This window comes from Streptomyces sp. NPDC040610 (genome assembly GCF_055594065.1).
On record NZ_JBVIXA010000009.1, the window covers coordinates 357,208 to 381,858 of the forward strand.

General features: G+C 71.9%; 29 protein-coding genes. 19 read left to right on the forward strand and 10 right to left on the reverse strand.

Going from position 1 to position 24,651, the window contains the following annotated elements; translation table 11 throughout:
* Nucleotides 1-98: 98 nt before the first annotated feature.
* Complete coding sequence (locus tag ACZ6AA_RS29145) at nt 99-614, reverse strand: hypothetical protein (protein WP_468456380.1); 516 nt, start codon at nt 612-614, stop codon at nt 99-101.
* Between the two features lie 107 nt (nt 615-721).
* Nucleotides 722-1,660 carry a tRNA (adenosine(37)-N6)-dimethylallyltransferase MiaA gene (gene miaA / locus ACZ6AA_RS29150; protein WP_471460764.1) on the reverse strand — a complete coding sequence of 313 codons (939 nt, stop codon included), beginning with the start codon at nt 1,658-1,660 and terminating at the stop codon, nt 722-724.
* A 182-nt stretch (nt 1,661-1,842) separates the two neighbouring features.
* Between miaA and ACZ6AA_RS29155 the strand changes: the two genes are divergently transcribed.
* Nucleotides 1,843-2,163, forward strand: a complete 321-nt coding sequence (locus tag ACZ6AA_RS29155; protein WP_471460765.1) for a hypothetical protein — start codon at nt 1,843-1,845, stop codon at nt 2,161-2,163.
* Nucleotides 2,164-2,188: 25 nt separating this feature from the next.
* Nucleotides 2,189-2,482, forward strand: coding sequence for an antitoxin (locus ACZ6AA_RS29160; protein ID WP_468456276.1), 294 nt, complete (start codon nt 2,189-2,191; stop codon nt 2,480-2,482).
* 94 nt (nt 2,483-2,576) lie between these two features.
* Here the strand turns inward: ACZ6AA_RS29160 and ACZ6AA_RS29165 are convergent, their stop codons facing one another.
* Together ACZ6AA_RS29165 and miaB are read right to left on the reverse strand one after the other, a co-directional pair.
* Complete coding sequence (locus tag ACZ6AA_RS29165; protein ID WP_471460766.1) at nt 2,577-3,311, reverse strand: class III extradiol dioxygenase subunit B-like domain-containing protein; 735 nt, start codon at nt 3,309-3,311, stop codon at nt 2,577-2,579.
* A 154-nt stretch (nt 3,312-3,465) separates the two neighbouring features.
* Nucleotides 3,466-5,007 carry a tRNA (N6-isopentenyl adenosine(37)-C2)-methylthiotransferase MiaB gene (gene miaB / locus ACZ6AA_RS29170; protein WP_468456280.1) on the reverse strand — a complete coding sequence of 514 codons (1,542 nt, stop codon included), beginning with the start codon at nt 5,005-5,007 and terminating at the stop codon, nt 3,466-3,468.
* Between the two features lie 108 nt (nt 5,008-5,115).
* On the opposite strand from miaB, the gene ACZ6AA_RS29175 reads away from it, so the two are divergent.
* The gene (locus ACZ6AA_RS29175; RefSeq protein ID WP_471460767.1) at nt 5,116-5,601 is read left to right on the forward strand and encodes a GNAT family N-acetyltransferase; all 486 of its coding nucleotides are present in this window, start codon (nt 5,116-5,118) and stop codon (nt 5,599-5,601) included.
* A 10-nt stretch (nt 5,602-5,611) separates the two neighbouring features.
* Here the strand turns inward: ACZ6AA_RS29175 and ACZ6AA_RS29180 are convergent, their stop codons facing one another.
* Genes ACZ6AA_RS29180 through ACZ6AA_RS29190 form a run of 3 tightly spaced genes read right to left on the reverse strand, consistent with a single transcriptional unit; the run spans nt 5,612 to nt 7,235 of the window.
* Entirely contained in the window at nt 5,612-5,953 is a 342-nt protein-coding gene (locus ACZ6AA_RS29180; protein WP_468483079.1) for an Asp23/Gls24 family envelope stress response protein, read from the reverse strand.
* Complete coding sequence (locus ACZ6AA_RS29185) at nt 5,950-6,702, reverse strand: hypothetical protein (protein ID WP_471460768.1); 753 nt, start codon at nt 6,700-6,702, stop codon at nt 5,950-5,952. Before ACZ6AA_RS29185 ends, ACZ6AA_RS29180 begins: the two co-directional genes overlap by 4 nt.
* Nucleotides 6,693-7,235, reverse strand: coding sequence for an RNA polymerase sigma factor (locus ACZ6AA_RS29190; RefSeq protein WP_468456288.1), 543 nt, complete (start codon nt 7,233-7,235; stop codon nt 6,693-6,695). The genes ACZ6AA_RS29185 and ACZ6AA_RS29190 overlap by 10 nt, the downstream gene beginning before the upstream one ends.
* 335 nt (nt 7,236-7,570) lie before the next feature.
* Between ACZ6AA_RS29190 and ACZ6AA_RS29195 the strand changes: the two genes are divergently transcribed.
* The 5 genes from ACZ6AA_RS29195 (at nt 7,571) to ACZ6AA_RS29215 (ending at nt 11,064) form a co-directional block, all read left to right on the forward strand.
* Nucleotides 7,571-8,086 carry an Asp23/Gls24 family envelope stress response protein gene (locus ACZ6AA_RS29195; protein WP_468456290.1) on the forward strand — a complete coding sequence of 172 codons (516 nt, stop codon included), beginning with the start codon at nt 7,571-7,573 and terminating at the stop codon, nt 8,084-8,086.
* A gap of 55 nt (nt 8,087-8,141) precedes the next feature.
* Nucleotides 8,142-8,327 (forward strand): hypothetical protein, encoded by a 186-nt coding sequence (locus ACZ6AA_RS29200; protein WP_468456292.1) that lies wholly within the window; start codon nt 8,142-8,144, stop codon nt 8,325-8,327.
* Nucleotides 8,324-9,409, forward strand: coding sequence for a DUF6286 domain-containing Asp23/Gls24 family envelope stress response protein (locus ACZ6AA_RS29205; RefSeq protein ID WP_471460769.1), 1,086 nt, complete (start codon nt 8,324-8,326; stop codon nt 9,407-9,409). Before ACZ6AA_RS29200 ends, ACZ6AA_RS29205 begins: the two co-directional genes overlap by 4 nt.
* Nucleotides 9,406-9,993, forward strand: coding sequence for an alkaline shock response membrane anchor protein AmaP (locus ACZ6AA_RS29210; protein ID WP_471460770.1), 588 nt, complete (start codon nt 9,406-9,408; stop codon nt 9,991-9,993). The genes ACZ6AA_RS29205 and ACZ6AA_RS29210 overlap by 4 nt, the downstream gene beginning before the upstream one ends.
* A 282-nt stretch (nt 9,994-10,275) precedes the next feature.
* Nucleotides 10,276-11,064 carry an SAM-dependent methyltransferase gene (locus ACZ6AA_RS29215; protein ID WP_468456382.1) on the forward strand — a complete coding sequence of 263 codons (789 nt, stop codon included), beginning with the start codon at nt 10,276-10,278 and terminating at the stop codon, nt 11,062-11,064.
* 163 nt (nt 11,065-11,227) lie between these two features.
* Here the strand turns inward: ACZ6AA_RS29215 and ACZ6AA_RS29220 are convergent, their stop codons facing one another.
* Nucleotides 11,228-12,205, reverse strand: coding sequence for an MBL fold metallo-hydrolase (locus tag ACZ6AA_RS29220; protein WP_468456298.1), 978 nt, complete (start codon nt 12,203-12,205; stop codon nt 11,228-11,230).
* Nucleotides 12,206-12,363: 158 nt separating this feature from the next.
* On the opposite strand from ACZ6AA_RS29220, the gene ACZ6AA_RS29225 reads away from it, so the two are divergent.
* The 3 genes from ACZ6AA_RS29225 to ACZ6AA_RS29235 all read left to right on the forward strand — a co-directional run bounded on the left by ACZ6AA_RS29225 (nt 12,364) and on the right by ACZ6AA_RS29235 (nt 15,079).
* Nucleotides 12,364-12,846, forward strand: a complete 483-nt coding sequence (locus ACZ6AA_RS29225; RefSeq protein ID WP_468456300.1) for a MarR family winged helix-turn-helix transcriptional regulator — start codon at nt 12,364-12,366, stop codon at nt 12,844-12,846.
* A gap of 44 nt (nt 12,847-12,890) precedes the next feature.
* Nucleotides 12,891-13,937 carry an aminoglycoside phosphotransferase family protein gene (locus ACZ6AA_RS29230; protein ID WP_471460771.1) on the forward strand — a complete coding sequence of 349 codons (1,047 nt, stop codon included), beginning with the start codon at nt 12,891-12,893 and terminating at the stop codon, nt 13,935-13,937.
* A 146-nt stretch (nt 13,938-14,083) separates the two neighbouring features.
* Nucleotides 14,084-15,079: a TAXI family TRAP transporter solute-binding subunit gene (locus ACZ6AA_RS29235; RefSeq protein ID WP_468456303.1), complete on the forward strand. Its 996-nt coding sequence runs from the start codon at nt 14,084-14,086 to the stop codon at nt 15,077-15,079.
* Between the two features lie 92 nt (nt 15,080-15,171).
* Here the strand turns inward: ACZ6AA_RS29235 and ACZ6AA_RS29240 are convergent, their stop codons facing one another.
* Nucleotides 15,172-16,596, reverse strand: a complete 1,425-nt coding sequence (locus ACZ6AA_RS29240; RefSeq protein WP_468456305.1) for a sensor histidine kinase — start codon at nt 16,594-16,596, stop codon at nt 15,172-15,174.
* Between the two features lie 9 nt (nt 16,597-16,605).
* A complete protein-coding gene (locus ACZ6AA_RS29245; protein ID WP_030362834.1) occupies nt 16,606-17,295 on the reverse strand; it encodes a response regulator transcription factor in 690 nt (229 codons plus the stop codon).
* A gap of 361 nt (nt 17,296-17,656) precedes the next feature.
* On the opposite strand from ACZ6AA_RS29245, the gene ACZ6AA_RS29250 reads away from it, so the two are divergent.
* The 8 genes from ACZ6AA_RS29250 to ACZ6AA_RS29285 all read left to right on the forward strand — a co-directional run bounded on the left by ACZ6AA_RS29250 (nt 17,657) and on the right by ACZ6AA_RS29285 (nt 24,520).
* The gene (locus ACZ6AA_RS29250) at nt 17,657-18,433 is read left to right on the forward strand and encodes an amino acid ABC transporter ATP-binding protein (RefSeq protein ID WP_468456307.1); all 777 of its coding nucleotides are present in this window, start codon (nt 17,657-17,659) and stop codon (nt 18,431-18,433) included.
* 122 nt (nt 18,434-18,555) lie between these two features.
* Complete coding sequence (locus ACZ6AA_RS29255) at nt 18,556-19,476, forward strand: glutamate ABC transporter substrate-binding protein (RefSeq protein ID WP_468456309.1); 921 nt, start codon at nt 18,556-18,558, stop codon at nt 19,474-19,476.
* Between the two features lie 109 nt (nt 19,477-19,585).
* Nucleotides 19,586-20,233 carry an amino acid ABC transporter permease gene (locus ACZ6AA_RS29260; RefSeq protein ID WP_190119349.1) on the forward strand — a complete coding sequence of 216 codons (648 nt, stop codon included), beginning with the start codon at nt 19,586-19,588 and terminating at the stop codon, nt 20,231-20,233.
* Nucleotides 20,230-21,327 (forward strand): amino acid ABC transporter permease, encoded by a 1,098-nt coding sequence (locus ACZ6AA_RS29265; protein ID WP_471460772.1) that lies wholly within the window; start codon nt 20,230-20,232, stop codon nt 21,325-21,327. The genes ACZ6AA_RS29260 and ACZ6AA_RS29265 overlap by 4 nt, the downstream gene beginning before the upstream one ends.
* A gap of 224 nt (nt 21,328-21,551) precedes the next feature.
* A complete protein-coding gene (locus ACZ6AA_RS29270; RefSeq protein WP_471460773.1) occupies nt 21,552-23,279 on the forward strand; it encodes an FAD-dependent monooxygenase in 1,728 nt (575 codons plus the stop codon).
* Between the two features lie 67 nt (nt 23,280-23,346).
* Entirely contained in the window at nt 23,347-23,433 is an 87-nt protein-coding gene (locus tag ACZ6AA_RS29275; protein ID WP_361832679.1) for a putative leader peptide, read from the forward strand.
* Between the two features lie 71 nt (nt 23,434-23,504).
* Entirely contained in the window at nt 23,505-24,065 is a 561-nt protein-coding gene (locus tag ACZ6AA_RS29280) for a cupin domain-containing protein (protein WP_468456315.1), read from the forward strand.
* Nucleotides 24,066-24,154: 89 nt separating this feature from the next.
* Complete coding sequence (locus tag ACZ6AA_RS29285; RefSeq protein WP_471460821.1) at nt 24,155-24,520, forward strand: rhodanese-like domain-containing protein; 366 nt, start codon at nt 24,155-24,157, stop codon at nt 24,518-24,520.
* The last annotated feature ends 131 nt before the right edge of the window (nt 24,521-24,651 follow it).

Consider the following 24,651-nt stretch of genomic DNA (forward strand, 5'->3'; position numbering starts at 1 on the left):
TCCTGCCGGGGCGGGCCGGATCCGGCCGCGTATGACCAGCTGCCCCGCAGGCGCAGCGCATGTCCGGCCGCCCCACAGGCCGACGACGTCAGGGGACGTCAGCGGAGCCGGGCCACCCGCCACACGGCGAGCACCGCGACGACCCCGACGACCAGCGTGTACGCGGACACCACACGCCAGTCCGGCCTGCGTCCGGAGCCGCGCTCGGGCAGCCCCGGCCAGGTGTGACCCACCCGGCGGGCGGCCATCATGCCCCAGCCCGCGGCGCAGGAGCTGATGAGCAGCCCCAGCATCGCGACGACGGCACCGCCGTCGCCGAACTCGAAGGCCAGCGGGAAGGCGAACATCAGGGAGCCGACGGCGGCGAGGATCACGATCGGCGCGAGCTGCCAGATGCGCAGCCTGCGCTGCGGCCGCAGCTCGACCTCGACCTCGGGCTCCGTCGCCAGCTCCTCCTCGGTAGGGCCGTCGTCGGTCATGCCGCTCGCGGTGACCCCGGGGCTGTCCGGTCCGTCCGGGCTGAGCCGCGCGCCGCTGTGCGCGCTGTGCTCCGCACCGTCGTGTGCGGTGTGCTGCTCGCCGTCATGTGCGGTGTCACGAGGGCCGGCCTCCATCGCCACGCGCCCTCCCACTTCGGACTCCACTGGTCGATCGATGGTCGATGATGGCACGCCGTCAGCTGCCTCGATGACCGGCGGAGCGTCCCGATGCCATCACGTGATCAGGCTGTGACCGCTCGTTCGACCAACGCCATTGCACTCCCCGGGAGTTCCCCGCGGTCGGCGACGGCACCACTCAGCCAGTGCACGCGTGGATCACGCCGGAACCAGGAGTCCTGTCGGCGCGCGAAGCGTTTCGTGGCGCGCACGGTCTCGGCGCGCGCCTCGTCCTCGGTGCACTCCCCGGCGAGTGCCGCGAGCACCTGTTGGTAGCCGAGCGCGCGCGACGCCGTGCGCCCCTCCCGCAGCCCTCGCGCCTCCAGCGTGCGCACCTCGTCCACAAGTCCCGCCTCCCACATGCGGTCCACGCGCGTGGCGATGCGCAGGTCGAGCTCGGGGCGGGCCACATCGACGCCGATCTGCACGGTGTCGTACACGGACTCGTGGCCGGGGAGGTTGGCGGTGAACGGCTTGCCCGTGATCTCGATGACCTCGAGGGCGCGCACGATCCGGCGCCCGTTGCCGGGCAGGATCGCGCGGGCCGCGTCCGGGTCGGCGGCGGCGAGGCGGGCGTGCAGCACACCGGGGCCGCGCTCCTCCAGCTCCTCCTCCAGACGGGCACGGACGGCGGGGTCGGTGCCGGGGAACTCCAGCTGGTCGACCGCCCCGCGCACGTACAGGCCGGAGCCGCCGACCAGGATCGGCCAGCGGCCCTCGCCGAGCAGCCGGTCGATCTCCGCGCGCGCGAGCTTCTGGTACTCGGCCACGCTCGCCGCCTCCGTCACGTCCCAGACGTCCAGGAGGTGGTGCGGCACCCCGTCGCGCTCGGCGGGCGTCAGCTTGGCGGTGCCGATGTCCATCCCCCGATACAGCTGCATCGAGTCGGCGTTGACGACCTCGCCGCCGAGACGCTGGGCGAGGTGGACGCCCAGATCGGACTTTCCGGCCGCTGTGGGCCCGACGACGGCGATGACCCGCGGGGCGGGAGGTGCACTTCTCACCGCCCCAGTCTCGCAAATCGCTCGACGGGTGCCCGAACGAGCTACGTGACGGTACGGCTCCGGGTTCGTTGCCTGTTGCGAGGTTCCGGCCGCCGGTTTCGAGGATCGGTGACCCGGGCGACGCAATCGGACGCACCGGGTGGCGCGGGATTTCGCCCACACGAGTAACGTATGGAGTAGATATGGGCGTTTTTAGTCGATTTCGCCGGAAGAGCAAGGCCACGGATGAGGCATCGACCACCGACGCGTCGGCCGCCACCCTGACGGCCGAGCCGGAGGGCGCCGAGGCCTCCTCCGAGGACAAGGCCGAGGGCAAGGCCGAGGACGGCACCAAGGCCGCCGAGCCCGCCACGGGCAAGGACAAGTCCGAGACGAAGGCCGCTGCCGAGGACGAGACGGAGGAATCGGCCGAGGCGGCCGCCGCGGAGGGCGTGGAGATCCCGAAGCAGCAGTCCGCGCAGGAGGCGGCCGACAACGAGGCCGGTGAGAGCGCCCGCAAGTGACTCCCCCGCGAAGGAAGGCGAATCCGTGGGCTTCCTGAACCAGCTGAAGGACAAGCTCGCCCCTGTCAAGGGCAAGGTCTCGGGCCTCGCGCAGCAGCACGGGGACAAGATCGACCAAGGCCTGCACAAGGCCGCCGACGTGGTCGACCGCAGGACCAAGGGCAAGTACAGCGACAAGATCCAGGCAGGTACGGGCAAGGCCAAGGACACCCTGGACCGCCTCGCCGGGACGGACGGCGGCAAGGGCGGGGGCGGCGGTGCCACTCCCCCCGGCGACGCCCCGCCTCCGTCACCGCCGACGCCCCCTTCGGCTTCCTGAGCGGCTCTGCACAACCGGCGGACGGCCGTGAAGCGCGACTGGCTTCACGGCCGTCGGCGTGTCCGGCAGGCGGCTTCCCGGGGGCGGCGTCGCCCTACGACCAGGCCGCCACCAGATAGCCCACCCCGTACGGCGCGTCGTCGAAGAGCAGCTCGCCGCGCAGGCCCGCGCCCTCGGCCGCGCCCGCGAGCACCTGCCAGGGCGCCCGGCCCGCGGCCTTCAGCTCCTGCGCCAGCTCCGCGTCCAGCGCCTTGAGCGCCGCCACGTCCGCCGCGGCCAGCGCCCGCGCCACGTCCGCGTCGAACCCGGCGGCCCGCTCGTCCAGATAGCCGGGCGCCTTGAGAGTGCGGCACGCGCTGGCGTCGCCCATCACCAGCAGCGCCACCCGCTCCGCGCGCGCGGCGATCTCCCCTCCCGCTCGGATACACCGCTCGGGCGCGAGAGGTTCCCCCACGCCGAGGCCTTCGAGCGGGGCGGCCGACCACTCCGTACGCCCGAGCAGCCAACCGGCGACGGCCAACGACACCGGAAGCCGACGCTCCGCGCCCTCGCCCGTGCCGTCACTGTCGTCTACGGGGACCTCTCCGAGGCGTACGTCCAGATCCACACCGAAGCCCCGGAACGAACCGCGCGTCCCCTGGGAGTGCGGTCCACGCTCCTGCTGCTCCGCGGGGCCCACGACGACGAGCCGGTCGGGCCGGGACGCGGCGAGCACCCCGATCGCATCCGTGCACGCCGCCCGCGCGGCATCCAGTTCCGGCGCCGCGCCCGCGGCGACCTCGGGGACGAGCAGGGGCGGACAGGGGCAGACGGCTGCGGCGACAAGCATGATCCGCAGCGTACAGAAACGGCCGACGGACGCGGCGGACAGGAGCAGCCGACGCGGCTCCGCAGGGGTCACCAGAGAGGCACCCTCCGTAGAGAACGCAGCTCTCCGTAGAAGCCGCCTTACGCCCCGTCCCTCCCTGGGAGCGCCGTGTGCGTCAGTCGATGCTGCAGCCGCTCGTGGCCGCCGGGAGCGGCTCGGGGACGCCCACCTTGGGGAGGCCGAGCAGCACTCCGGAGGGCTTCGGGGCGTCGGCCGTGTTGCGCTTCTCCCAGGCGTCGCCCGCGCGGGTGCGGCGGACGCCGAGCACGGCGCCCTCGGCGAGCAGGTGGTGCGGCGCCGCGTACGTGACCTCGACCGTCACCACGTCACCGGGGCGCACCTCGGTGTCGGGCTTGGTGAAGTGCACCAGGCGGTTGTCGGGGGCGCGGCCGGACAGCCGGTGCGTGGCGCCGTCCTTGCGGCCCTCGCCCTCGGCGACCATCAGCTCCAGGGTGCGGCCGACCTGCTTCTTGTTCTCGGACCAGGAGATCTCCTCCTGGAGGGCCACCAGGCGTTCGTAGCGCGCCTGGACGACCTCCTTGGGGATCTGGTCGTCCATCTCGGCGGCGGGCGTCCCGGGGCGCTTGGAGTACTGGAAGGTGAAGGCGTTGGCGAAGCGGGCCTCGCGGACCACGTGCATGGTCTGCTCGAAGTCCTCCTCGGTCTCACCGGGGAAGCCCACGATGATGTCCGTGGAGATCGCCGCGTCCGGCATGGCGGCGCGGACCTTCTCGATGATCCCCAGGTAGCGGTCCTGGCGGTACGAGCGGCGCATCGCCTTCAGGACGGGGTCCGAGCCGGACTGCAGCGGCATGTGCAGCTGGGGCATCACGTTCGGCGTCTCGGCCATCGCCGCGATCACGTCGTCCGTGAAGTCGCGCGGGTGCGGGGAGGTGAAGCGCACCCGCTCCAGGCCCTCGATCCGCCCGCAGGCGCGCAGCAGCTTGCTGAAGGCCTCGCGGTCGCCGATGTCGGAGCCGTACGCGTTCACGTTCTGGCCGAGCAGCGTGATCTCCGAGACGCCCTCGCCGACGAGCGCCTCGATCTCGGCGAGGATGTCGCCGGTCCTGCGGTCCTTCTCCTTGCCGCGCAGGGCGGGCACGATGCAGAAGGTGCAGGTGTTGTTGCACCCCACGGAGATCGACACCCACGCCGCGTACGCGCTCTCGCGGCGCGTGGGCAGGGTCGACGGGAACGCCTCCAGGGACTCGGCGATCTCGACCTGTGCCTCTTCCTGCACGCGGGCGCGCTCCAGGAGGACCGGCAGCTTGCCGATGTTGTGCGTGCCGAAGACGACGTCCACCCAGGGCGCCTTCTTGACGATGGTGTCGCGGTCCTTCTGGGCCAGGCAGCCGCCGACGGCGATCTGCATACCGGGGCGCTGGGTCTTGCGGGGAGCGAGGCGGCCGAGGTTGCCGTACAGGCGGTTGTCGGCGTTCTCACGGACCGCGCACGTGTTGAAGACGACCACGTCCGCGTCGCCGTCGGAGCCCTCCGGAGCGCGCACGTAACCGGCGTTCTCCAGGAGGCCGGAGAGGCGTTCGGAGTCGTGGACGTTCATCTGGCACCCGTAGGTGCGGATCTCGTAGCTTCGCGCGACGGCCGCTTCGTCCACTGCTTCGTCCACTGCTCCGGTCCGGACACTGCTGCTGGTCATCCCTCAAGGGTACGGGGACAGCGGCAGTGGGCTCTCACCACCTGGTCCCCGCCTCGCTCCCGCCCAATTCGGATGCGGTCCGTGGGGCGGTCCCCATAGCTTCGGCTCATGAGTGCTTCCTTCGTCCCCGACGACTTCGCTGTCCCCTTGGAGCTGGTCACCCCGGAGTTCCGCCTGGAACCCCTGGGCGCCCAGCACAACACCGAGGACCTCGCCGCCTGGACCGGCAGCATCGAGCACATCCGTGCCACCCCGGGCTTCCAGGGCCGGAGCTGGCCCCCGGTGGCCGGGATGACGCCGGAGGAGAACCTTCGCGACCTGTGCGAGCACGCGGAGGACTTCGCCCGGCGCGGCGGGTTCACGTACACCGTGATCGAGACGGCAAGCGGCGAAGTCATCGGGTGCCTCTACATTTATCCGCCCCATGTCGACGACTCGCGTACCGACGCCTCCGGAGCCGACGTTTTCAACGCCGAAGTCCGGTCCTGGGTCCGGGCCGACCGGGCCGGTCTCGACGCCCCCCTGTACGCGGCCGTGAGCGCGTGGCTGGCCGCGCGGTGGCCCTTCGGGAGGGTCGACTACGCGGCCCGCTGACCTCGCGCCGCTACACGACCCCGGTCACCGTCACCCTGACCCGCGCGGAAGCCGCCTGCGGCCCCTGTTCCTCCAGGGCCGCCACGACCGCCGAGCGCACCGCGCGGGTCACGTCCAGGGCGCGGTGCCCCCGGCTCAGCACCACGTACACCTCGATGTCCAGCCCCTGGGAGCCCTTCCTGCGCTCCACGCGCACTCCGGACGCCCCGGACGTGCCACGGCCCGCTCCCAGGCCCACGGAGGACCGCAGGAGCTCGGCGAGGCCGGGGCGCAGGAAGGCCACGCCACGGGTGGCGAGGACGGCGGTGCCGACGGCATCCGCGAGTGCGCGCGAAGCCTGCTGTTCCGTCATCCCTGCCGCCCTTCGGTACCCGCGCCCCGGTCCGTACCCCGGCCCGCGTCCCTGCCCGTGGCCGCGTCCCTGCCCGTGCCCGTGTCCCCGTCCGTGTCGACGTCCGTGTCCGCGTCGTCGAGCAGGTCGGCGATCACCACGTCGACCGCCGCGACCCGCATGCCCAGCTCGCGGTCCGCGGCGGCGACGATCCGGGCGCGCACCTCGTCCGCGACGAGCTGCAGGTTCCAGGAGAGGCCCACCTGCACTTCGATACGGATCCTGGCCGGGCCGCGCGGCAGCCTCCCCGGAGGCGGGGCGGAGGCCGGGCGGCCGGTGTCCTGGGGGTCGGCCTCTATGCGGCAGCTGCCCGCGCGGACGCCCGGCAGGGAGTCCACGGCGGCCCGGAACGTCCGCGCGGCCGCCGCCTCCACGATCCACGCGTCCTCGTCGGCCTCGCCCAGCGGGAGGGTGCGTCCCGGCCGCAGTTCGAGGCGTACGACGTCCATGACGCGGCCGGCGAGCGCGGCAGTGTCCCACGCGCGCTCCTGGGGCTCGTCGTCGCGCGCCCGGGCTACGACGTCCTCGAGGGACCGCAGCGCCCGCAGCGCGTCGGCGCAGTACGGGCAGGCGGCCGTGTGCGGATCCGGCTCGCCCGTCTCCGCCTGCTCCCACACCTGCGCGAGTTCCCGGCCACAGGGCAGGATCTCCTCCTCGGGCACGTCCTCGAACGACGTCCCGCCCGGTGCACCGCCTTCGTTCATCGCCATCCGGCCATCGCCTCCGTCAGATAGCGCCGGGCCCTGAAGACGCGGCCCCGGACCGCCTCCTGGCTGATGCCGACCGACTCGGCGATGGACTCGTAGGGCACGCCGTCGAGTTCCCTGAGGACCCAGCACACCCGCTGCTCCGGTGAGAGCCCCTCTATCGCCCGTGACAGGTCCCGGACCGCGGCGTGCGCCTCGGCGGCCCGCGGCGGGGACACCTGGTGCTCTGGAGCCTGCGGCTCCGGAACGCTGTCCAGGGCCGTCACCGGCTGCCGCGAACGCAGCACGTTGAGACAGCGGTTGGTGACGATCCGGTGCATCCAGGTGCCGAACCGGGCGTCCCCGCGGAACTCCGGCAGCTTCCGCCAGGCGCTCACGAAGGCCTCCTGCACGGCGTCCTCCGCCTCTGTCGGGCTGCCGAGCAGCCGTGTGGCCAGGCGCAGCAGGACGGGCGCGTGCCGGTGCACGAGTGCCTCGAAGGCCTCGTCGTCACCTTCGGCGGCGCGCACCACCAGCAGCGCGTCCTCATGCGGCAACGACGCATCCGTATCCTCCGGCGCTCTGCCCCGGTCCCCGGGCACACGCGGCTCCTCTCGCTTCGGTCGTCCTCTTACGACACACGACAAGCCGCCCGCGTTACGCGGCGCAGGCACGCTACCCGTCCGGGGAAGAAATTCCCGAGAGGCGCGTAACGGATCCGGGGCACCCGTGTCAGTGGAGGTGAAGGGCGCGGCACGAAGTGGTCCGGCGCGGCGAGCGCCGTACGACACGGAACGCGCGACGGGGGCAGCACACCCACACGGTCGGCACGGCGTGCACGGCCGGTGAAGACCCGCACGACCAACGAGACCAACGACTAGGAGATGCCGATATGGCGACACAGGAGCTCACCTCGAAGTCGGCCACTTCCAGCAGCACGGAGAAGGACCTCGTCGGCGGCGCGAAGAGCACCGAGGGAGCCACCACCCTCACGGGCCGCACCGGCGCGAGCGAGCCGGCGGCGACGCGCGGCAAGACCTCGATCGCGGATGTCGTGGTCGTCAAGATCGCCGGCATGGCGACACGCGAGATCCCCGGAGTGCACGACATGGGTGGCGGCCTGTCCCGCACCATCGGCGCCGTGCGCGACCGTGTGCCCGGCGGGCGCCCGAACGTGGGACGCGGCGTGAAGGTCGAGGTCGGCGAGCGGCAGACGGCGATCGACCTCGACATCGTCGTCGAGTACGGCGTGCCCATCACGGACGTCGCCCACGACGTGCGCGAGAACGTCATCGCGGCCGTGGAGCGCATCACCGGCCTGGAGGTCGTCGAGGTCAACGTCGCGATCAACGACGTGCATCTGCCCGAGGACGACCGGGACTCCGCCGCGGAGACCCGCGTGGAGTAGGGCGCGACCCCGTGCCCGGCGGCTCCGATGTCCCTTCTGCGGTGTGAGGTGAGTGGTGAACAAAGCCCTGGTGGGCCTGTTTTCGGGGATGGCACTGGGATTCGCCGGATGGTTCGGCGGCTTCGGGGCGTTCCTGCTGGTCGCCGCGCTCGGCGCGGTGGGCTTCGTCCTGGGACGCCTCGTGGACGACGGAACCGACATCCGGGAGTTCCTGTCCGGGCGTGACCGGGAGCGGCGATGAGCACCCCCGCCGCGGAGCGCGGTGCGACCACCGTCGCGGACCGCGCGGTGCGCCGGATCGCGGAACGCGCCGCCACGGAGGCGCTGGGTCCGGGCGAGGTCCGGGTCAGCCGGGGCTCGGCGGCCGTGCGCGGCCGCCGGGCCCGGGTGGACGTCACCGTGGCGGTGCCCTACCCGGGCGTGCTGGACGACACGGGCGAGAGCGTCCGCTCGCACGTCACCGACCGCACGGCCCACCTGACCGGCCTCTCCGTGGACTCGGCCCGGGTCCACGTAAGGGAGTTGTCCCTGCGGAGGCGCTCTACGGAGAGGGGCGATCACACGGAGGGTGCTGGGTACGCCGGGGACGCCGCCTACGCCGAGGGCACTGGGTACACCAAACGCACCGCAGACTCCGGGGGCGTCGAAGCGACGTCTACGGAGGCGACGGTCACGCGCGGCGGGCGGCGCCCGTGGTCCGAACGCCGTCTGCCGGTGGCCGCGTTGGCCCTGGCTGCGGCCGTCGCCTCCGGGGTGCTGCTGTACGACGTGGTGGCGGTGCACGCGGCGGACCGGTCGCCCGCGCGGTGGCGGGTGCGGCTCGTGGACTGGCTGGCCACGCACGGGCCGGACGGCGGTACGGCGGTGAACATCGCTGCCGCGGCAGCCGTGTTCGCCCTCGGCGTGTGCCTGCTGGTCCTGGCGATCACTCCGGGGCAGCGACGGCGTCTTCCGATGGCGCCGCCGCTGCCCGGGGTACGCGCGGTCCTCGAACGCGGTGCGGCCGCGGCCCTGTTGCGGGACGCCGTGGTCCAGGTGCCCGGCGTCACGCGGGCGCGGGTGCGGGTCGGGCGCCGCCGGGCGCGGGCGCGGGTGGGGCTGGGGTTCGGCGACCCCGCCACAGCCCGCCAGGAGGTCCTGAGGGCGGCCCAGGCGGCCTTGGCGGAGTGCGGGCTCAGCAGGCCGCCCCGGCTGCGTGTACGGCTGCGTACGGAGCCCACGTGGCGCGAACCGGCGCCGCCACCCGCCCCGGACCCGGGCCCGCCCGGGACGACGCCACAGACCGCCGCCCAGGAGCCCACGCCGGGGAGCGACCCCTCATGAGCACGCTCCGGCAAGGCGTGAACCGCGCGACGCTGCTGTGCGCCGCGGCGGTACTGCTCGGTTCGGGGGCCGCCCTGGCCACCACGGCGACCCCCGTCCGGGACCGGCTGCCGTCCGGCTGGCCGCGCCTGGGCACCGACCGCGTGTGGCTGGACGGCGCCGCGCTCGGGCGCTGGCGCGACCACGGCTGGTGGCCGCCCGTCGTGATCGCCGCCCTGGCCGTCGCCCTGTTGCTGTTCCTGTGCTGGGTCGCCCTGGAGGTCCGCGCGGGGCGGCTGCGGGTGCTCCCCCTGGGGCGGGACGGGGTCACCCTCGCGGGCCCGGCCCTGGCGGCGGCGATGGCCGCGCGCGTCCAGGCGGTCGACGGTGTGGGCCGTGCCCACGTACGCCTCCTCGGCCGCCCCGACCGGCTGCGGGCGCGCATCACGCTGGTCCTCGCGGCCGACGGCTCGCCGCGCGCGGTCCTGCGCCAACTGGCCGAGCAGGCCGTGGCGGAGGCCCGCGCGGCGGCGGCACCGCGCACCCTGGAGGCGGAGGTGCGGATCGGCGTCCGGACGCACAGGCCGCGCCGCCGCATCCGCTGAACGGCGCCCCGTGCTCGAAGGACACCCTCTCCACAGCGCTCACGTCAGCCCGAAAGCCGCCTCTCCGTAAGGGCGTTCAGGGGTGCTGTGGCGCGGGAGTGAGATGGACGCCCGCATTCCGCGACTAGATTGCCTCCAGGCGCATCAGCGGCCGCGCGCGTCACGGCCCCCACCCCGCCGCAACGTCACACGTAAAACGTCACGCCAGGAGGCGATCACGTGACCGCGAGTCCTTCTCCGCAGGAGCCGTCCCCACAGGACTCGGCCGACGCGGCCGACGCCGTGCGGAACCGGATCAACACCGCGCAGCCGCACACGGCCCGCATCTGGAACTACTGGCTCGGCGGCAAGGACAACTACGCGGTCGACCGTGAGGCGGGCGACAGCATCCGTGAACTCCACCCGGGAATCGGCGACTACGCGCGCGCGGACCGGCTCTTCCTCGGCCGCGCGGTACGGCACTTGGTGGCCGACTGCGGCGTACGCCAGTTCCTCGACATCGGTACCGGACTGCCGACCGCGGACAACACCCACGAGGTGGCCCAGCGGATCGCCCCGGAGTCACGCATCGTCTACGTAGACAACGATCCGCTGGTCCTCACCCACGCGCGCGCCCTGCTGACGAGTTCCCCCGAGGGGCGGACGGACTACCTGGACGCCGACATGCGTGACGTCGAGTCCGTCCTGGAACACGCCTCCCAGACGCTGGACTTCAGCCGTCCGGTCGCGTTGATGCTCCTGGGAGTCGTGATCTTCATCGAGGACGACAAGGAGGCTCAGGGTCTCGTGCGCCGCATCATGGACGCGCTGCCCTCCGGGAGCCATCTCGTCCTCTCGCACACGATCACCAGCCCGGCGATGCCGGACGTCGACGCGGCCGTGGCCTTCTGGAACGAGCACGGCACTCCGAAGCTGACGCAGCGCACTCCGGAGCAGGTCGCCAAGTTCTTCGACGGCCTCGAACTGCTGGAGCCCGGCGTGGTCTCCTGCTCGCGGTGGCGTCCGGAGCCGACGGAGCTCGGCGAGCCTGACGAGGTGGCGATGTTCGGCGGTGTGGCCCGCAAGCACTAGAACGCGCGCCGCGCGGGCCACGTGCCGCAGGGGTCACACGCTGCCAGGGCCCAGCTCACAGGCCGCCCAGGCCGACGCACCGCACGCGTCACGGCAACGACGCACCGCACGCGTCACGGCAACGACGCACCGCACGCGTCACGGCAACGACGCACCGCACGCGTCACGGCAACGGGACCCAGGCCGTCCGCCCCTCGGCGTCCCGCTCGGCCCGGCCGAACACCACGTCTGCGAAGTGGATCCCGAAGCCCAGCGTGCCGGGCTTGCCCAGCTCGTCGACGAGGCGGTGGCGCTGCTCGGCGGACTCCACCGGGTCGAGGTCGACCACCGCCGACCACTCCGGGTGGGCGATCTGGACCGGGCTGTGCAGGGCGTCGCCGAACGCGAGGAGCCGTTCGCCGTTCGACGTGATCTCGAAGACCAGGTGGCCCGCGGTGTGACCGGGCGTCATGAGGGCGCGTACGCCGGGGAAGACCTCCTCGCCGTCGGTGACCGTGCGGACCCGGTCGGCGAAGGCCGCCAGGCGCTCAGGGGTCGCACCGTGCGGGGCGGCGAGGTGGCGCTGGTCCCACTCGGGCGCGGAGACGAGGTGGGGGGCGTGCGCGAACGGCGGCAGGTCGCTGCCGGGGGCGGGGTGCCAGGCCCAGCCGAGGTGGTCGCCGTGCAGATGCGTGAAGGTGACCGCCTCGATGTCCTCGGGGCGGCGGCCCACCTGGCGGAGGCTGTCCAGGAGTCCGCCGCTCGTGAGCGCGCCGATGCGCTCGTCGGCCGGGTCGTCCGGCGAGACCTGGGGGCCGAAGCCGGTGTCTATCAGCAGGGCCCGGTCGCCGTGCTCGACGAGCAGCGCGCCGACGCTCGCGACCAGGTGTCCCCGCTCGTCGAGGTGGTCGGCGTACGGCTCCCAGTCGTCCGCGGTCGTCGCGGGCAGCCAGCCGCGCGGCTTCAGGCCTACAGCGCCGTCGGCCACATAGCTGACGCGCAGGTCGCCGATATGGATGGTGCGGGTGCGGGCAGGACGGCGGAACCTGTCGTCCCAGCTGGTCCCCGGGCCGAGGCCCGAGGTGGTCTCCGAGCCGATCTCCGGACTGGTCTCCGGGCTCGTCTCCCGACTCGTCTCCGGATTGGTCTCCGAGCTGGTCATGGCACTCCCTAGGACGTCGTGCGGCAGTGGTGGCGCAGGTGGGTGGGCAGACGGAACCACGCGGAACGGATGACTTCCGGGCCGCACCAGAACGTTAGAGCTGCAATCATTCGAGTTGCAATTATTACAGTTCGATGCGATTGCGTAAGCTGGGCCACATGACGACATCGCGCGGCGGTGCCGCTGAGACGGAGCCCCACGCCGCGACCACAGGGCCCCCCGACCGCGCGGAGCTCCAAGCCATCGCCGACCGCCGCCTCTGCGGCCTCGTGGGCACCCTGGCCCGCCGTATCGACGCCCACGTACGCGACCGCGCCGCCACGCTGGGCCTCACCGCCCCGCAGGCCGTCGCGCTGCGCGAGCTCACCGGCCCGCTGACGCTGCGCGAGCTGGCGGAGCGCATGTGCTGCGAGCCGTCCAACTCCACGTTCGTCTCCGACCGCCTGGAGGAGCAGGGGCTGGTCGAGCGCCGCCCGCACCCCAGCGACCGCCGCGCGAAGCAGCTCGTCCTCACGCCCGAGGGCACCGCCCTGCGCGAGCGCCTCATGGCCCTGCTCTCCGCCGAGTCGCCGCTCGCGCCGCTGACCCAGCAGGAGCAGGACACCCTCCAGGACCTGCTCCAACGCGCCGTCGACCGCTGAGAATTCGGTTTCGCCCGGGCGGTGCGACAACGAAGAATGCCCGCATGACGACGCCCACCGACGAGCCCCACCAGAACGACAAGCTGCACGCCGGGGAGCCGGACATCGACGTACCGCTGGTCCGGAAGCTGCTCGCGGCCCAGTTCCCGCAGTGGGCGCACCTGCCCGTCGAGCAGTTCCCGTCGGCCGGGACCGTCAACGCGGTGTTCCGGCTCGGCGACGACATGGCCGTACGTCTCCCCCGCATCGCCGGAGGCGCCGCGGACGTGGCCAAGGAGAGCCGCTGGCTGCCCTGGCTCGCGCCTCAGCTCCCGACGACGATCCCCGCCGTGCTGAGCCGCGGCGAGCCCGGCGAGGGGTATCCGTGGGCCTGGTCCGTCCACAGCTGGCTCGACGGCGAGAACCCTGCCGTCGGGGCACTCACCGCACCCGACGCGCTCGCCACGGACCTGGCCGCGTTCGTCACGGCCATGCGCCGCGTCGACCCCACGGACGGGCCGCCCGCCTATCGCGGGGCCCCGGTGGCGACGGAGGACGCCGAGACACGTGCGGCGATCGAGGAGCTGCGACGGCTGGGACGGTCGGGGCAGGCAGGTCACGTGGGGCAGGCAAGTCACATGGGCCACGGGGACCACACAGGTCACACAGATCACATGGAAGCGAGCGCCACCAACACCTCCCCCGCCGTCGACACCCGCATCGACGTCCAAGCCGCCACCGCCGCCTGGGAGGCCACCCTCCGCACCCCCGGCTGGGACGCCCCGCCCGTCTGGGTCCACTCCGACCTCATGCCCGGCAACCTGCTGGTCCGCGAAGGACGCCTCCACGCGGTGATCGACTTCGGGACGGCGGGCGTGGGCGACCCCGCCTGTGACCTGATCGTCGCCTGGAACCTGCTGCCTGCCGACGCACGCGAGACGTTCCGCGCCGCGACCGGCGCAGACGACGCGACATGGGCGCGCGGGCGCGGCCGCGCGCTGTCCATGGCGCTCATCCAGCTGCCGTACTACGCCGTCACCAACCCGGCGCTCGCCGCCAACGCGCGCCATGTGATCCAGGAAGTGCTCGCCGACCACGCGCGCGGGGCCTGACACGGGCGCCCGAGCCCCGGCCCCGTACCGGCACAGCCCGACGCCCCGGCCCGCGTGCCGCGTACCGGCACAGCCCGGAGCCCCCGCCCCTTACCCGCACAGCCCGCCCTGGCCAGCACGCCGCGTGAGGTGGCAGGATCGCGCCCATGTTCGCGGCCCTGCCCCACCTCAGCCGGCGCCGGGCCCTGCAGGCCTCGGCGGCGGCCCTTGTGGTGTTCGGGCTGCTCCTGTGGTGGCTGCTGCCGGTGGGCGAGAGTTCGCCGCAGGGGCGGATGACCTTCAGTACGGGAGTGAAGGGCGCCGTCTACGAGACGTACGGGAAGCTGCTGCGCAATGCCGCCGCCGACGACATGCCGGACGTCGACATCGACCTGCTCAACAGCCAGGGCTCGCAGCAGAACGTCGAGCGCGTCGCGACGGGCGGGGCCGACTTCACCATCGCGGCGGCCGACGCCGTGGAGAAGTACCGCCTGGAGGACCGGCCCGGGGCGGACCGGCTGCAGGGCTGCGCGCGGCTGTACGACGACTACGTACAGCTCGTCGTGCGGCGCTCGTCCAAGATCGAGGAGGCGCGGGACCTGCGCGGCCAGCGCGTCGCCGTGGGGCAGCCGCGCTCGGGCGTGCGGCTGATCGCCGACCGGGTGCTCAAGGCCGCGGGGCTGCGGCTCGACAAGGACATCAAGGCGCTGCCCGCGGGCATAGACACCGCCCCCGAGCTGCTGCGGAACGGCGACATCGACGCGTTCTTCTGGTCGGGTGGGCTGCCCACCAGCTCGGTGCGGGAGCTGTCCGAAGGCCTCGCCATCCGCCTCGTACCGCTCGGCGACCTCGTCGACGCGCTGCACAAGCAGGGCGGCGCGTCCCGCTACTACCGCGCCGCCACCATGCCGGCCGACGCCTACCCGCAGGCCCAGCAGAGCGCGTCCGTGCCGACGCTGGCCGTGGCGAACCTCCTGGTGACCACCGACCGGGCCGACCCTGAGCTGACGGAGGGGCTGACCCGGACCGTCATCGACAGCCGCGACCACATCGGCGCGCAGGTGCACGCGGCCCAACTGGTGGATCTGCGCACCGCCCTGTACACCGACCCCCTCACCCTGCACGAGGGCGCGCGGCGCTACTACCGCTCGGTCAAACCCTGAGACGCTCCTCGGGCAACCCCTGAGGCACCCCCGGGCAAACCCTCTCCGGTCAACCCTGAGTCACCGCTCGGCCGAACCCGAGCGCCCCCGGACTACTTCCGGACCGCCCCCTCCGGCGCCTGCCGCGGAATGCCGACCGTCACCTTCAGGCCCTGCGGTTCATGGCGTTCGTACGCCATGGTGCCGCCGCCGGACGCGAGCAGGGCCCGCGAGATCGACAGGCCGAGACCCGAACCCTTGACGTTCTGGTGGCGGTTGCTGCGCCAGAAGCGGTCGCCTACGCGGGACAGTTCGTCGTCGGAGAGGCCGGGGCCGCCGTCCGTGATGACGATGGTGGTCCTGGAGTCGGCGGCGGCGACCCGCACCCGCACCTCCGCTCCCTCCGGTGTGAACTTCAGGGCGTTGTCGATCACCGCGTCCAGGGCGCTGGACAGGGCGATCGGGTCCGCCCAGCCGGTGGTCGCCGGGCACTCCCCGGCCAGCCGCACGCCCCGCTCCTCGGCCAGCGGCCGCCAGGCGGCGACGCGCTCGGCCGCCAGCTCGCCGATGTCGGTGAGCTGGAGATCCGCCGCCGCGTGTTCCGCGAGCGCCAGGTCGAGCAGGTCGTCGAGGACCTGCGCGAGGCGCTTGCCTTCGGTGCGCACCGAGGCGATCTCCTCGTTGCCCTCGGGCAGTTCGAGGGCCAAGAGCTCGATGCGGAGCAGCAGGGCGGACAGCGGGTTGCGCAGTTGGTGCGAGGCGTCGGCGACGAAGGCGCGCTGCTGCTCGAGGACGTCTTCGACGTTGTCCGCCATCTCGTTGAACGACCGGGCCAGGCGCCTTAGTTCCGGCGGACCGCCTGCGGCTGCGACGCGGGAGGCGAGGCGCCCGGTGGCGATGTCGTGGGTGGTGGCGTCCAGGACCCGCACGGGGCGCAGGACCCAGCCGGTGAGGCGGAGCGCGGCGCCGACCGCGAGGAGCATGGCGGCGGACTCGCCCGCACCGATGAGCAGCCAGCCGTGCAGGGTCTTCGCCCGCATGCGTCCGGTGGGCGAGTCGGTGACGACGACCGCCACGACGTCGCCGTCGCGGATCACCGGTGAGGCGACGACGATCCGTCCGCCCTCGTTCCAGGGCCACACCTGGGGCGGGTTGTGGCTGCCGCGGGAGCGCAGGGCCTCTTCGAAGGCGTCGCTCACGTCCCCGCCGCCGGTGGGCAGGTACCAGTCGCCGGGGGCGTGCGCCATGGGGAAGCGGTCGCGGAAGAACACGCCCGCCTTGATGCCGTACACCTCGTGGTAGTAGTCGAGTTCCTTCTGCAGGGTCTCGCGCCGCTCGTCCTTGTCGCGCACCCGTGAGCCCGTGGGGCGCTGGGTGACGAACTGTGCGAGCGCGGCGAAGCGCGCCGTGTCGTCGATGCGGTCGACGACCACCTTCTGCTGCTGCGCCGACGCCACGCTGACCGCGAGCGGAAAGCCCAGGGCGAGCAGCACGCCGGCCATCAGGACGATGAGGAGCGGCAGGAGGCGGGCGCGCACCTGTGCCCGCTACGACGCCGGGGCGACGAGTCGGTAGCCGACTCCGCGCACGGTCTCGATCAGGGCGGGCATGTGCAGTTTGGCTCGCAGGGACGCCACGTGCACCTCCAGCGTGCGCCCCGTGCCCTCCCAGCTCGTGCGCCACACCTCGCTGATGATCTGCTCGCGCCGGAAGACGACTCCGGGGCGCTGTGCGAGCAGCGCGAGCAGGTCGAACTCCTTGCGGGTCAGCTGGACCACGTCGCCGTCCACGCTGACCTGCCGGGTGGGCAGTTCGATGCGGACGCTGCCGAGCCGCAGCTCGGTGTCGGCGGACTTCTTCGCGGCACCGGCGGAGGGGCGGCGGATGACGGCGTGGATGCGGGCGATGAGTTCCCCGGTGTCGTACGGCTTCACTACGTAGTCGTCGGCTCCGAGGTTGAGGCCGTGGATGCGGGAGCGGACGTCGGCGCGGGCGGTGACCATGATGACGGGGATGGAGGTGCGCTTGCGGATCTTGCCGCAGACCTCGTAGCCGTCCTGGTCGGGCAGGCCGAGATCGAGGAGTACGACTCCGAAGGGCGCCGCTTCACCGGGCAGCAGGGCCTGCAGGGCCTCCTCGCCGCTGCGGGCGTGGGTGACGGCGAAGCCGTGCCGGGCCAGGACCGCGGACAGGGCGGCGGCCACGTGGTCGTCGTCCTCGACGAGCAGCAGTCTCATGCGGTCTCCCCCCAGCCCATCGGCTCCCCATTCGTTCATCGGTCGTTTCGTTCCCGCTCGCACGGTTCCGTATGTGCGTTCGCGGCCGCCGGGCACGCGCGCGTGCGCGCGGTTTTCAAGCGGTATCCGGGCGCACGAAAGCACCCAAGGCATCCACGCCGATGGATAAGGACCGCGTCAAGGCCCTTAGGGTCACGGACACGTTCCGTTATGCACCCGGTACGCAGCCGGGGCGCCCCCTTCACACGGAGTGTCCGGTTGCGGCCGGATCGTTATGCTCAATTTCCCCTCAGATGTAATGACGCTGGTCGCACCGGGTTACTACTGTCCTCCCAACCCGAGGAGGATGGAGCAACAAGCCGTGACCGAAGTATCGGTGACCAAGGACGCCAAGCCCGCGGCGGACGACCTTGTCGTGCTGAAGGGTGTCAACAAGCACTTCGGTGCCCTGCACGTCCTCCAGGACATCGACCTGACCATCACCCGCGGCGAGGTCGTCGTCGTGATCGGTCCCTCCGGGTCGGGCAAGTCGACGCTGTGCCGCACCATCAACCGCCTGGAGACCATCGATTCGGGAGCGATCTCGATCGACGGCAAGCCGCTGCCCCAGGAGGGCAAGGAGCTCGCCAAGCTCCGCGCGGACGTGGGCATGGTCTTCCAGTCCTTCAACCTCTTCGCGCACAAGACCGTGCTCGAGAACGTGATGCTGGGCCAGACCAAGGTGCGCAGGACGGCCAAGGCAGAGGCGGAGGAGAAGGCCCGCACCCTGCTGGACCGGGTGGGTGTCGGCTCCCAGGCCGACAAGTACCCGGCGCAGCTCTCCGGCGGCCAGCAGCAACGCGTCGCGATCGCCCGCGCGTTGGCGATGGGCCCCAAGGTGATGCTCTTCGACGAGCCCACCTCGGCCCTCGACCCCGAGATGATCAACGAGGTCCTCGAGGTCATGCAGCAGCTCGCCCGGGACGGCATGACCATGGTGGTCGTCACGCACGAGATGGGCTTCGCCCGGTCGGCGGCCAACCGTGTCGTCTTCATGGCGGACGGCCGCATCGTCGAAGAGGCCGTTCCGGACCAGTTCTTCAGCAATCCGCGCAGCGACCGCGCCAAGGACTTCCTGTCGAAGATCCTGCATCACTGACGCGCACCCGCGTGCGACCCGCCGGCGCGGCCTGTGCGCCGAGGACGCCGGGTATGCCACCTCGATGTCGGGACGCACCACAGCGTCTCCCCCAACCTCCGCCGAAACAAAGGATGTCCACCATGAAGGTTCGCAAGTCCGCCGCCGCGGCGGCGGTGATCGCCGCTCTCGCCCTGACCGCCACCGCCTGCGGCGGTGACTCCGGGACCGCCGGTGACAAGCCGAAGGGCGGCGCCGGCGGCAAGAACCAGCCGAAGCTGCCCACGTACGCGGTCGCCAAGAACGTCAAGATCGACTCCCCGACCCTGAAGAAGGCGCAGAAGGACGGCGAGATCGTCTTCGGCGCCAAGAACGACCAGCCGTTCCTGGGCTTCGAGGACACCGACGGCAAGCGCTCCGGCTTCGACATCGAGATCGCCAAGATGGTGGCGGCGGACCTCGGCTTCCCCGCGGACAAGGTCAAGTTCGAGACGATCGACTCGAACGTGCGTGAGACGGCCATCTCCAAGGGCCAGGTCGACCTCTACGTAGGCACGTACACGATCAACGACGAGCGCAAGAAGCAGGTCGGGTTCGCCGGGCCGTACTTCATGGCCGGTGCCGACCTTCTCGTCCGCAAGGACGAGAAGGGCATCACGGGTCCGAAGTCCGTCAAGGGCAAGACGGTCTGCTCCATCAAGGGCTCTACGCCGCTGCAGGAGATCAAGAAGTCCAAGTACGGCGCCAAGACCGTCGAGCTGTCCAAGTACTCCGAGTGCGTTCAGCAGCTGCTGAACAAGGAGGTCGACGCCGTCACCACCGACGACGCGATCCTCAAGGGCTACGCGGCCCAGCGCCCGGAGAAGCTCAAGGTCGTCGGCGACCCCTTCACGAAGGAGCCGTACGGCGTCGGCATGAACAAGGACGACAAGGCCCTGCGGGACGCCGTCGCCGACGCTCTTGAGGCGCACCAGAAGAACGGTGACTACAAGAAGGCGTACGAGGCGACCCTCGGCCTGTCCGGCTCCCCGTACCAGGAGCCCCCGGCCCTCGAGCGTTACTGATATCTCCGTCCGTTCCACCGGCACTGAGCGCCGCGCCCTGTGGGTGCCGTCACGGCACGCGCAGGGCGCGGCAGCTCCGCCCGACAGCAGCCGCCGCTAGGACATCTCCGTGAATGTTTTGCTCGATCATCTCCCGGAATTCCGGGAGGGGTTCATAGGAACCATCCTGCTGACCCTGGCCAGCGGAGCCCTCGCGATGGTGCTGGGGATCGTGATCGCCGGGTTCCGCGTGTCTCCCGTGCCCCCGCTGCGCTTCTTCGGCGCGGCCTGGGTCACGCTCTTCCGGAACACCCCGCTCACGGTGCTCTTCCTCGTGGCGTGGTTCGTCGTTCCCGTGATCTTCATGCCGGGTCTCAGCCCCTGGACCAAGGCGCTGCTCGCACTCGGCTTCTACACCTCGGCGTTCGTCTGCGAGGCCATCAGGTCCGGCATCAACACGGTGCCCCTGGGCCAGGCGGAGGCAGCCCGCTCCATCGGCATGACGTTCTTCCAGACCCTGCGTCTGATCGTCCTGCCGCAGGCCACCCGCACGGTGATCCCGCCGCTCAGCTCGATCTTCATCGCCCTGACGAAGAACTCCGCCATCGCGGGTGCGTTCAGCGTGACGGAGCTGTTCGGTGTGCAGAAGCTGCTCAGCGACAAGGGCTTCGACATCGCCTGGATCTTCCTCTGGGTGGCCCTCGGCTACCTGATCATCACCTTCACCATCAGCGGTCTCTTCCGGCTGCTTGAGCGCCGCTTGGGGGTCGCGCGATGAGTGCGAGCGTCCTGTACGACGCGCCGGGACCGAAGGCCCGTCTGCGCAACCGCATCTACACGGTCGTCGGCTCGCTCGCCGTGCTCGGCCTGATCGTCTTCGCGGTCTTCCGACTGCACGACAAGGGCCAGCTGGAGCCCGAGGTCTGGGACATCTTCAACAACGCGGGCGTGCGGAACAAGATCCGCGACGGCCTGGTGAGCACCCTCAAGGTGTTCGCCCTGGCGGGGGTCCTCTCGCTCCTCCTCGGCCTGCTGCTCTCCGTCGGCCGGCTCTCGGACCACCGGGCGATCCGCTGGTTCGCCACGGGCTTCATCGAGCTGTTTCGCGCCGTCCCGCTGCTGATCACCATCTACGCGCTGTGGGTGCTGATCCTCACCTACCAGAACAACCTGGGTGTGATCGGCGAGAACAGCTCCTTCTGGGCCCTGGTCATCGGCCTCACCGTGTACAACGGCTGCGTCCAGGCCGAGGTGTTCCGCGCGGGCGTCAACGCCGTGCCCCGTGGTCAGGTCGAGGCCGGGTACGCGCTCGGCCTGCGCAAGTCGCAGGTCATGATCACCCTCCAGATGCCCCAGGCGATCCGCGCCATGCTGCCGACGGTCATCAGCCAGTTGGTGGTGACGCTGAAGGACACGTCCCTCGGCTACATCATCACGTACGACGAACTGCTCTTCGCCGCCCGCACGATGGCGAACAACATCATCGTCAACGGCGAGAACCCGATCACCCCCGTGGTGATCGTCGTCGGCGCCATCTACATCGTGATGTGCCTGGCCCTCTCGTCCCTCGCCACGTGGCTCGAGCGGCGCGGCAGGCGGGCGAAGACGGGCATCAAGGTGGCGGCGGCCGCAGAGCCCGCCGAGGCCCCGCAGGTGCTCGACAAGCCCGTGTCGCCCGTCGTCCCGCCGATGGCGGACAGTGTGGCCGTGGCGGAGGACGCGGCCTCTACGGAGGGGGCGGTCTCTACGGGGGATGCGGCCTCTACGGAGGGCCCGACTTCCACGGACGGTACGGCTGACGGTGCGGCCACGGCCGACGGCGGTGCCACCGAGCCGCCGGAGGACACCCCGCCCCCGGACCTCAAGAAGTAACGCGTTCGCGCACGCACACCGCGATGGCCCGCCGGAACACCGGCGGGCCATCGTCGTTTCGGTGCGCCGCCCAGTCTCCCGAAGGGGTATGCCCCGAGCGTCCGCTTGACGGGGTGCCATGCAGTCTGTTGCATACGTTCTGTGATCGTGCACCGGGCTCCAACTGCCATTTCCTGTACGTACGTCCAGCGCCCCCGGACCGTCCTGGCAGGAGGCCGCGCGCCGTGGACCCGGTGATCGTCGTCGGCGCGGGTCCCGTCGGCCTCACCCTCGCCCTGGCCCTCGCACGTCACTCCGTTCCCACCGTCGTCCTCGACGAAGGGCCCGGCAAGGACGAGCAGCGGCCCGCGCGGACCGCCGTCCTGCGCGAGGACACCACGGCACTCGTCGAACGGCTCGCCGGGCACTCGTTCGGCGACGTGGAGACCGGCGCGCGCTGGACCGGATGGCGTTCGATGCGCCGCAAGCAGGTGATGCGGGAGCTCACGTTCAGTGACGAGCTGCCCTCTCCGCTGCACGTCCCGCAGCACGAGCTGACCGGCGCGCTGCGGGCCGCCATCGCCGACGAACGCCTCGTCAAGGTCGCCGTGGAGAGCAAGCTCGACGCCCTGGAGCAGGATGCCTCCGGGCTCACCGCCCACACGCGCGGGCTCAAGGACACCTGGTGGCGTGGCAGTTACCTGGTGGGGTGCGACGGGCCCCGCTCGACCGTGCGCAAGCTGCTCGACGTCCGCTTCCCGGGGCGCACGGCGGTGGAGCGGCACGCGGTCGCCGCGCTGCGCACGGAACTTCCGTGGCCCGGCCAGGCGTTGTTGCATCGGAGCCCTCCTTGGCGTGGTGGCGGTGCCGAGGTGACGGGACGTCCGCTGGCCGACGGCGCGTGGCGGATCGACTGGCTCCTGCCGCCGCGCGGCGAGCTGGTGACCCCCGACGTCCTCGTGACCCGCATCCGCGAGACGCTCGCCGGCTGGTGCGGCGGCGCCACCCCGGCGTACGAACTGCTCGACACCGGCGTCCACACCGTCCACCACCGCCTCGCCCGCCGGTGGCGGGTCGGCCGCGCCTTCCTGGCCGGGGACGCCGCGCACCTCCTCGGTGCGCTCGGCACCCACGGTCTGGACGAGGGCCTGCGCGACGCGGACAACCTCGCCTGGAAGCTCGCCCTGGCCTGGCACCACGGCCCGCGCGAGGCACTGCTCGACAGCTATCAGGCCGAGCGCCGGGGCGCGGTCTCCGGGCGTCTGCGCGCCGCCGACCAGGCACTGCCCGCGCTGCGCGGAGGCAAGGGCCTGCGGGCGTACGTCCCCGGGACCGCGCGCGGGCAGGACGCCCTGCTCATGGACGGCCATGTGGGCAACGGACAGCTGGGCGGGCCCGGCAGGTACACCGACTCGCCGCTGGCCCCGGAGAGTTCGGACTCCGTCGTGGCGGTGGACACGGAACCGGGCAGTCCGGTCACCGACGTGGGCGTGACCGCGCCCGACGGCACCTTCGTCCGGCTGCGGGACCGGCTCGGCCGCGGCCATCTGCTCGTCGTGCTCGTGGCGCCGGGCACCGTCGTGTGGGAGCGGCGGCACTGGGTGACGGCCGGGATCATGCCCCGGCTCGCCGCCGCGGTCACCGCGCTCCCCCACCCCGCCGAACTTCTCGTCGCGGAGGGCTACCCGGGCGCCGCGGCGCACTCCGTCCTTCTCGTACGCCCCGACGGCCATCTGGTCACCGCGCTCAGCGGGGTGCGTCCGGCGGAGCTGTACGCGGCGGCTGAGGCTGCGCTGGGCGAGGGCGGTGCGAATTCTCGTTCCGCTTCCGCTTCTGCTTCTGCTTCCGGCGAGGTGTCCGGCGCCTCGACCGAGCGCCTGTCCGACTCCGGGTCCAGCGCCCCCTCCCGTACCCCGTCCAACGCTCCGACCAGCGGAAAGAGCGACCCCGAGAAGCCCGGTGGTCCATCCTGAGACGACCGACCGACCGGATGCTGAACATGAGTTGACCGCCTCCCGGCCTCATGGTCTACTCCCGACCATGACCGACACCGCTGTTCGCCTGTGGCGGAGGGTCCATATGGACCTCGTCCGCTATGCGGGCTGCGTGTGTCAGCCGTCCTGCTGAATTCGCCATTCCTTCTTTCCGCGCATGCCGTACGCCGGTGTGCGCTTCCGCGAACTCACTGGACGGACCCCATGTCTGCCTCCGTACCGGCCTCTGCTCCCGTACCCGCCGCGCTGCCCACGGCGGCCCGGCCTACGGCCAAGCCCACCTCGGCCGAGCTCCTCGACTTCGTGCGCCGCGCCGCGGCCGACACCGACCTCATCGCCTCGCTGCCCCTGGACGCGGAGGGCCGCACCTGGGTCCGCCTCGAAGGCCCCCAGGGCAGCGAGGCCTGGCTGATCGGCTGGCCGCCCGGCACCGGCACCGGCTGGCACGACCACGCCGAGTCGGTCGGTGCGTTCACCACCGCCGCGGGCACCCTCAAGGAGAACTCGCTCGCCGCCCGCCTGCCCACCGACGGCTGGAAGACCCTGGAACTCACCGAGGGCGTCGACCGCGAACGCCGACTCGCCACCGGACAGGGCCGGGCCTTCGGCCGCAACCACGTGCACGAGGTGCTCAACGAGTCCACGGACCAGCACGCCATCTCCGTGCACGCCTACTACCCCCCGCTCCCCCAGATCCGCCGCTACAGCCGCACCGGCGCCGTGCTGCGCCTCGAGCACGTCGAGCGTCCGGAGGACTGGCAGTGAGCGCGGGCCTGGAAGTGAACGGCGCCTCCGGAGTCCCCGGAGTCCCCGCGGAGCAGCATCCCTCCGGAGAACCTCGATCCCCCGTAGGCATCGACGAGTTGCTGGAGCGGGTGCGACGCGGACTCGACCGGCTCACCCCTGAGCAGGCGTACGAGATCGCGGGCTCGGGCGGGCTGCTCGTCGACACCCGGTACGCGGAGCTGCGCGAGCGGGACGGCCTGATCCCCGGCGCCCTCGTCGTCGAGCGCAACGAACTGGAGTGGCGCCTTGACCCCCAGGGCAGCCACCGCGCAGCCGAGGCCACCAGCCATGAGCTGCGGGTCGTGGTGTTCTGCAACGAGGGCTACGCGTCGAGCCTCGCGGCCGCTTCCCTGCGGCAGTTGGGGCTACGGCACGCGACGGACCTCATCGGCGGATTTCAGGCGTGGAAGGCGGCGGGGCTGCCGGTCGAGTAGACCGCGAGCGGTTGGGTGGGACCGGGTACCGATCGAGAGGGCCGAGGAGGTCGGGGATGTCGGGGAGGTCGAGCAGACCGAGTAAGGGGCGTCCGCCATTGCTTACCGCCCCTTACTTCTTGGCCGGCTAG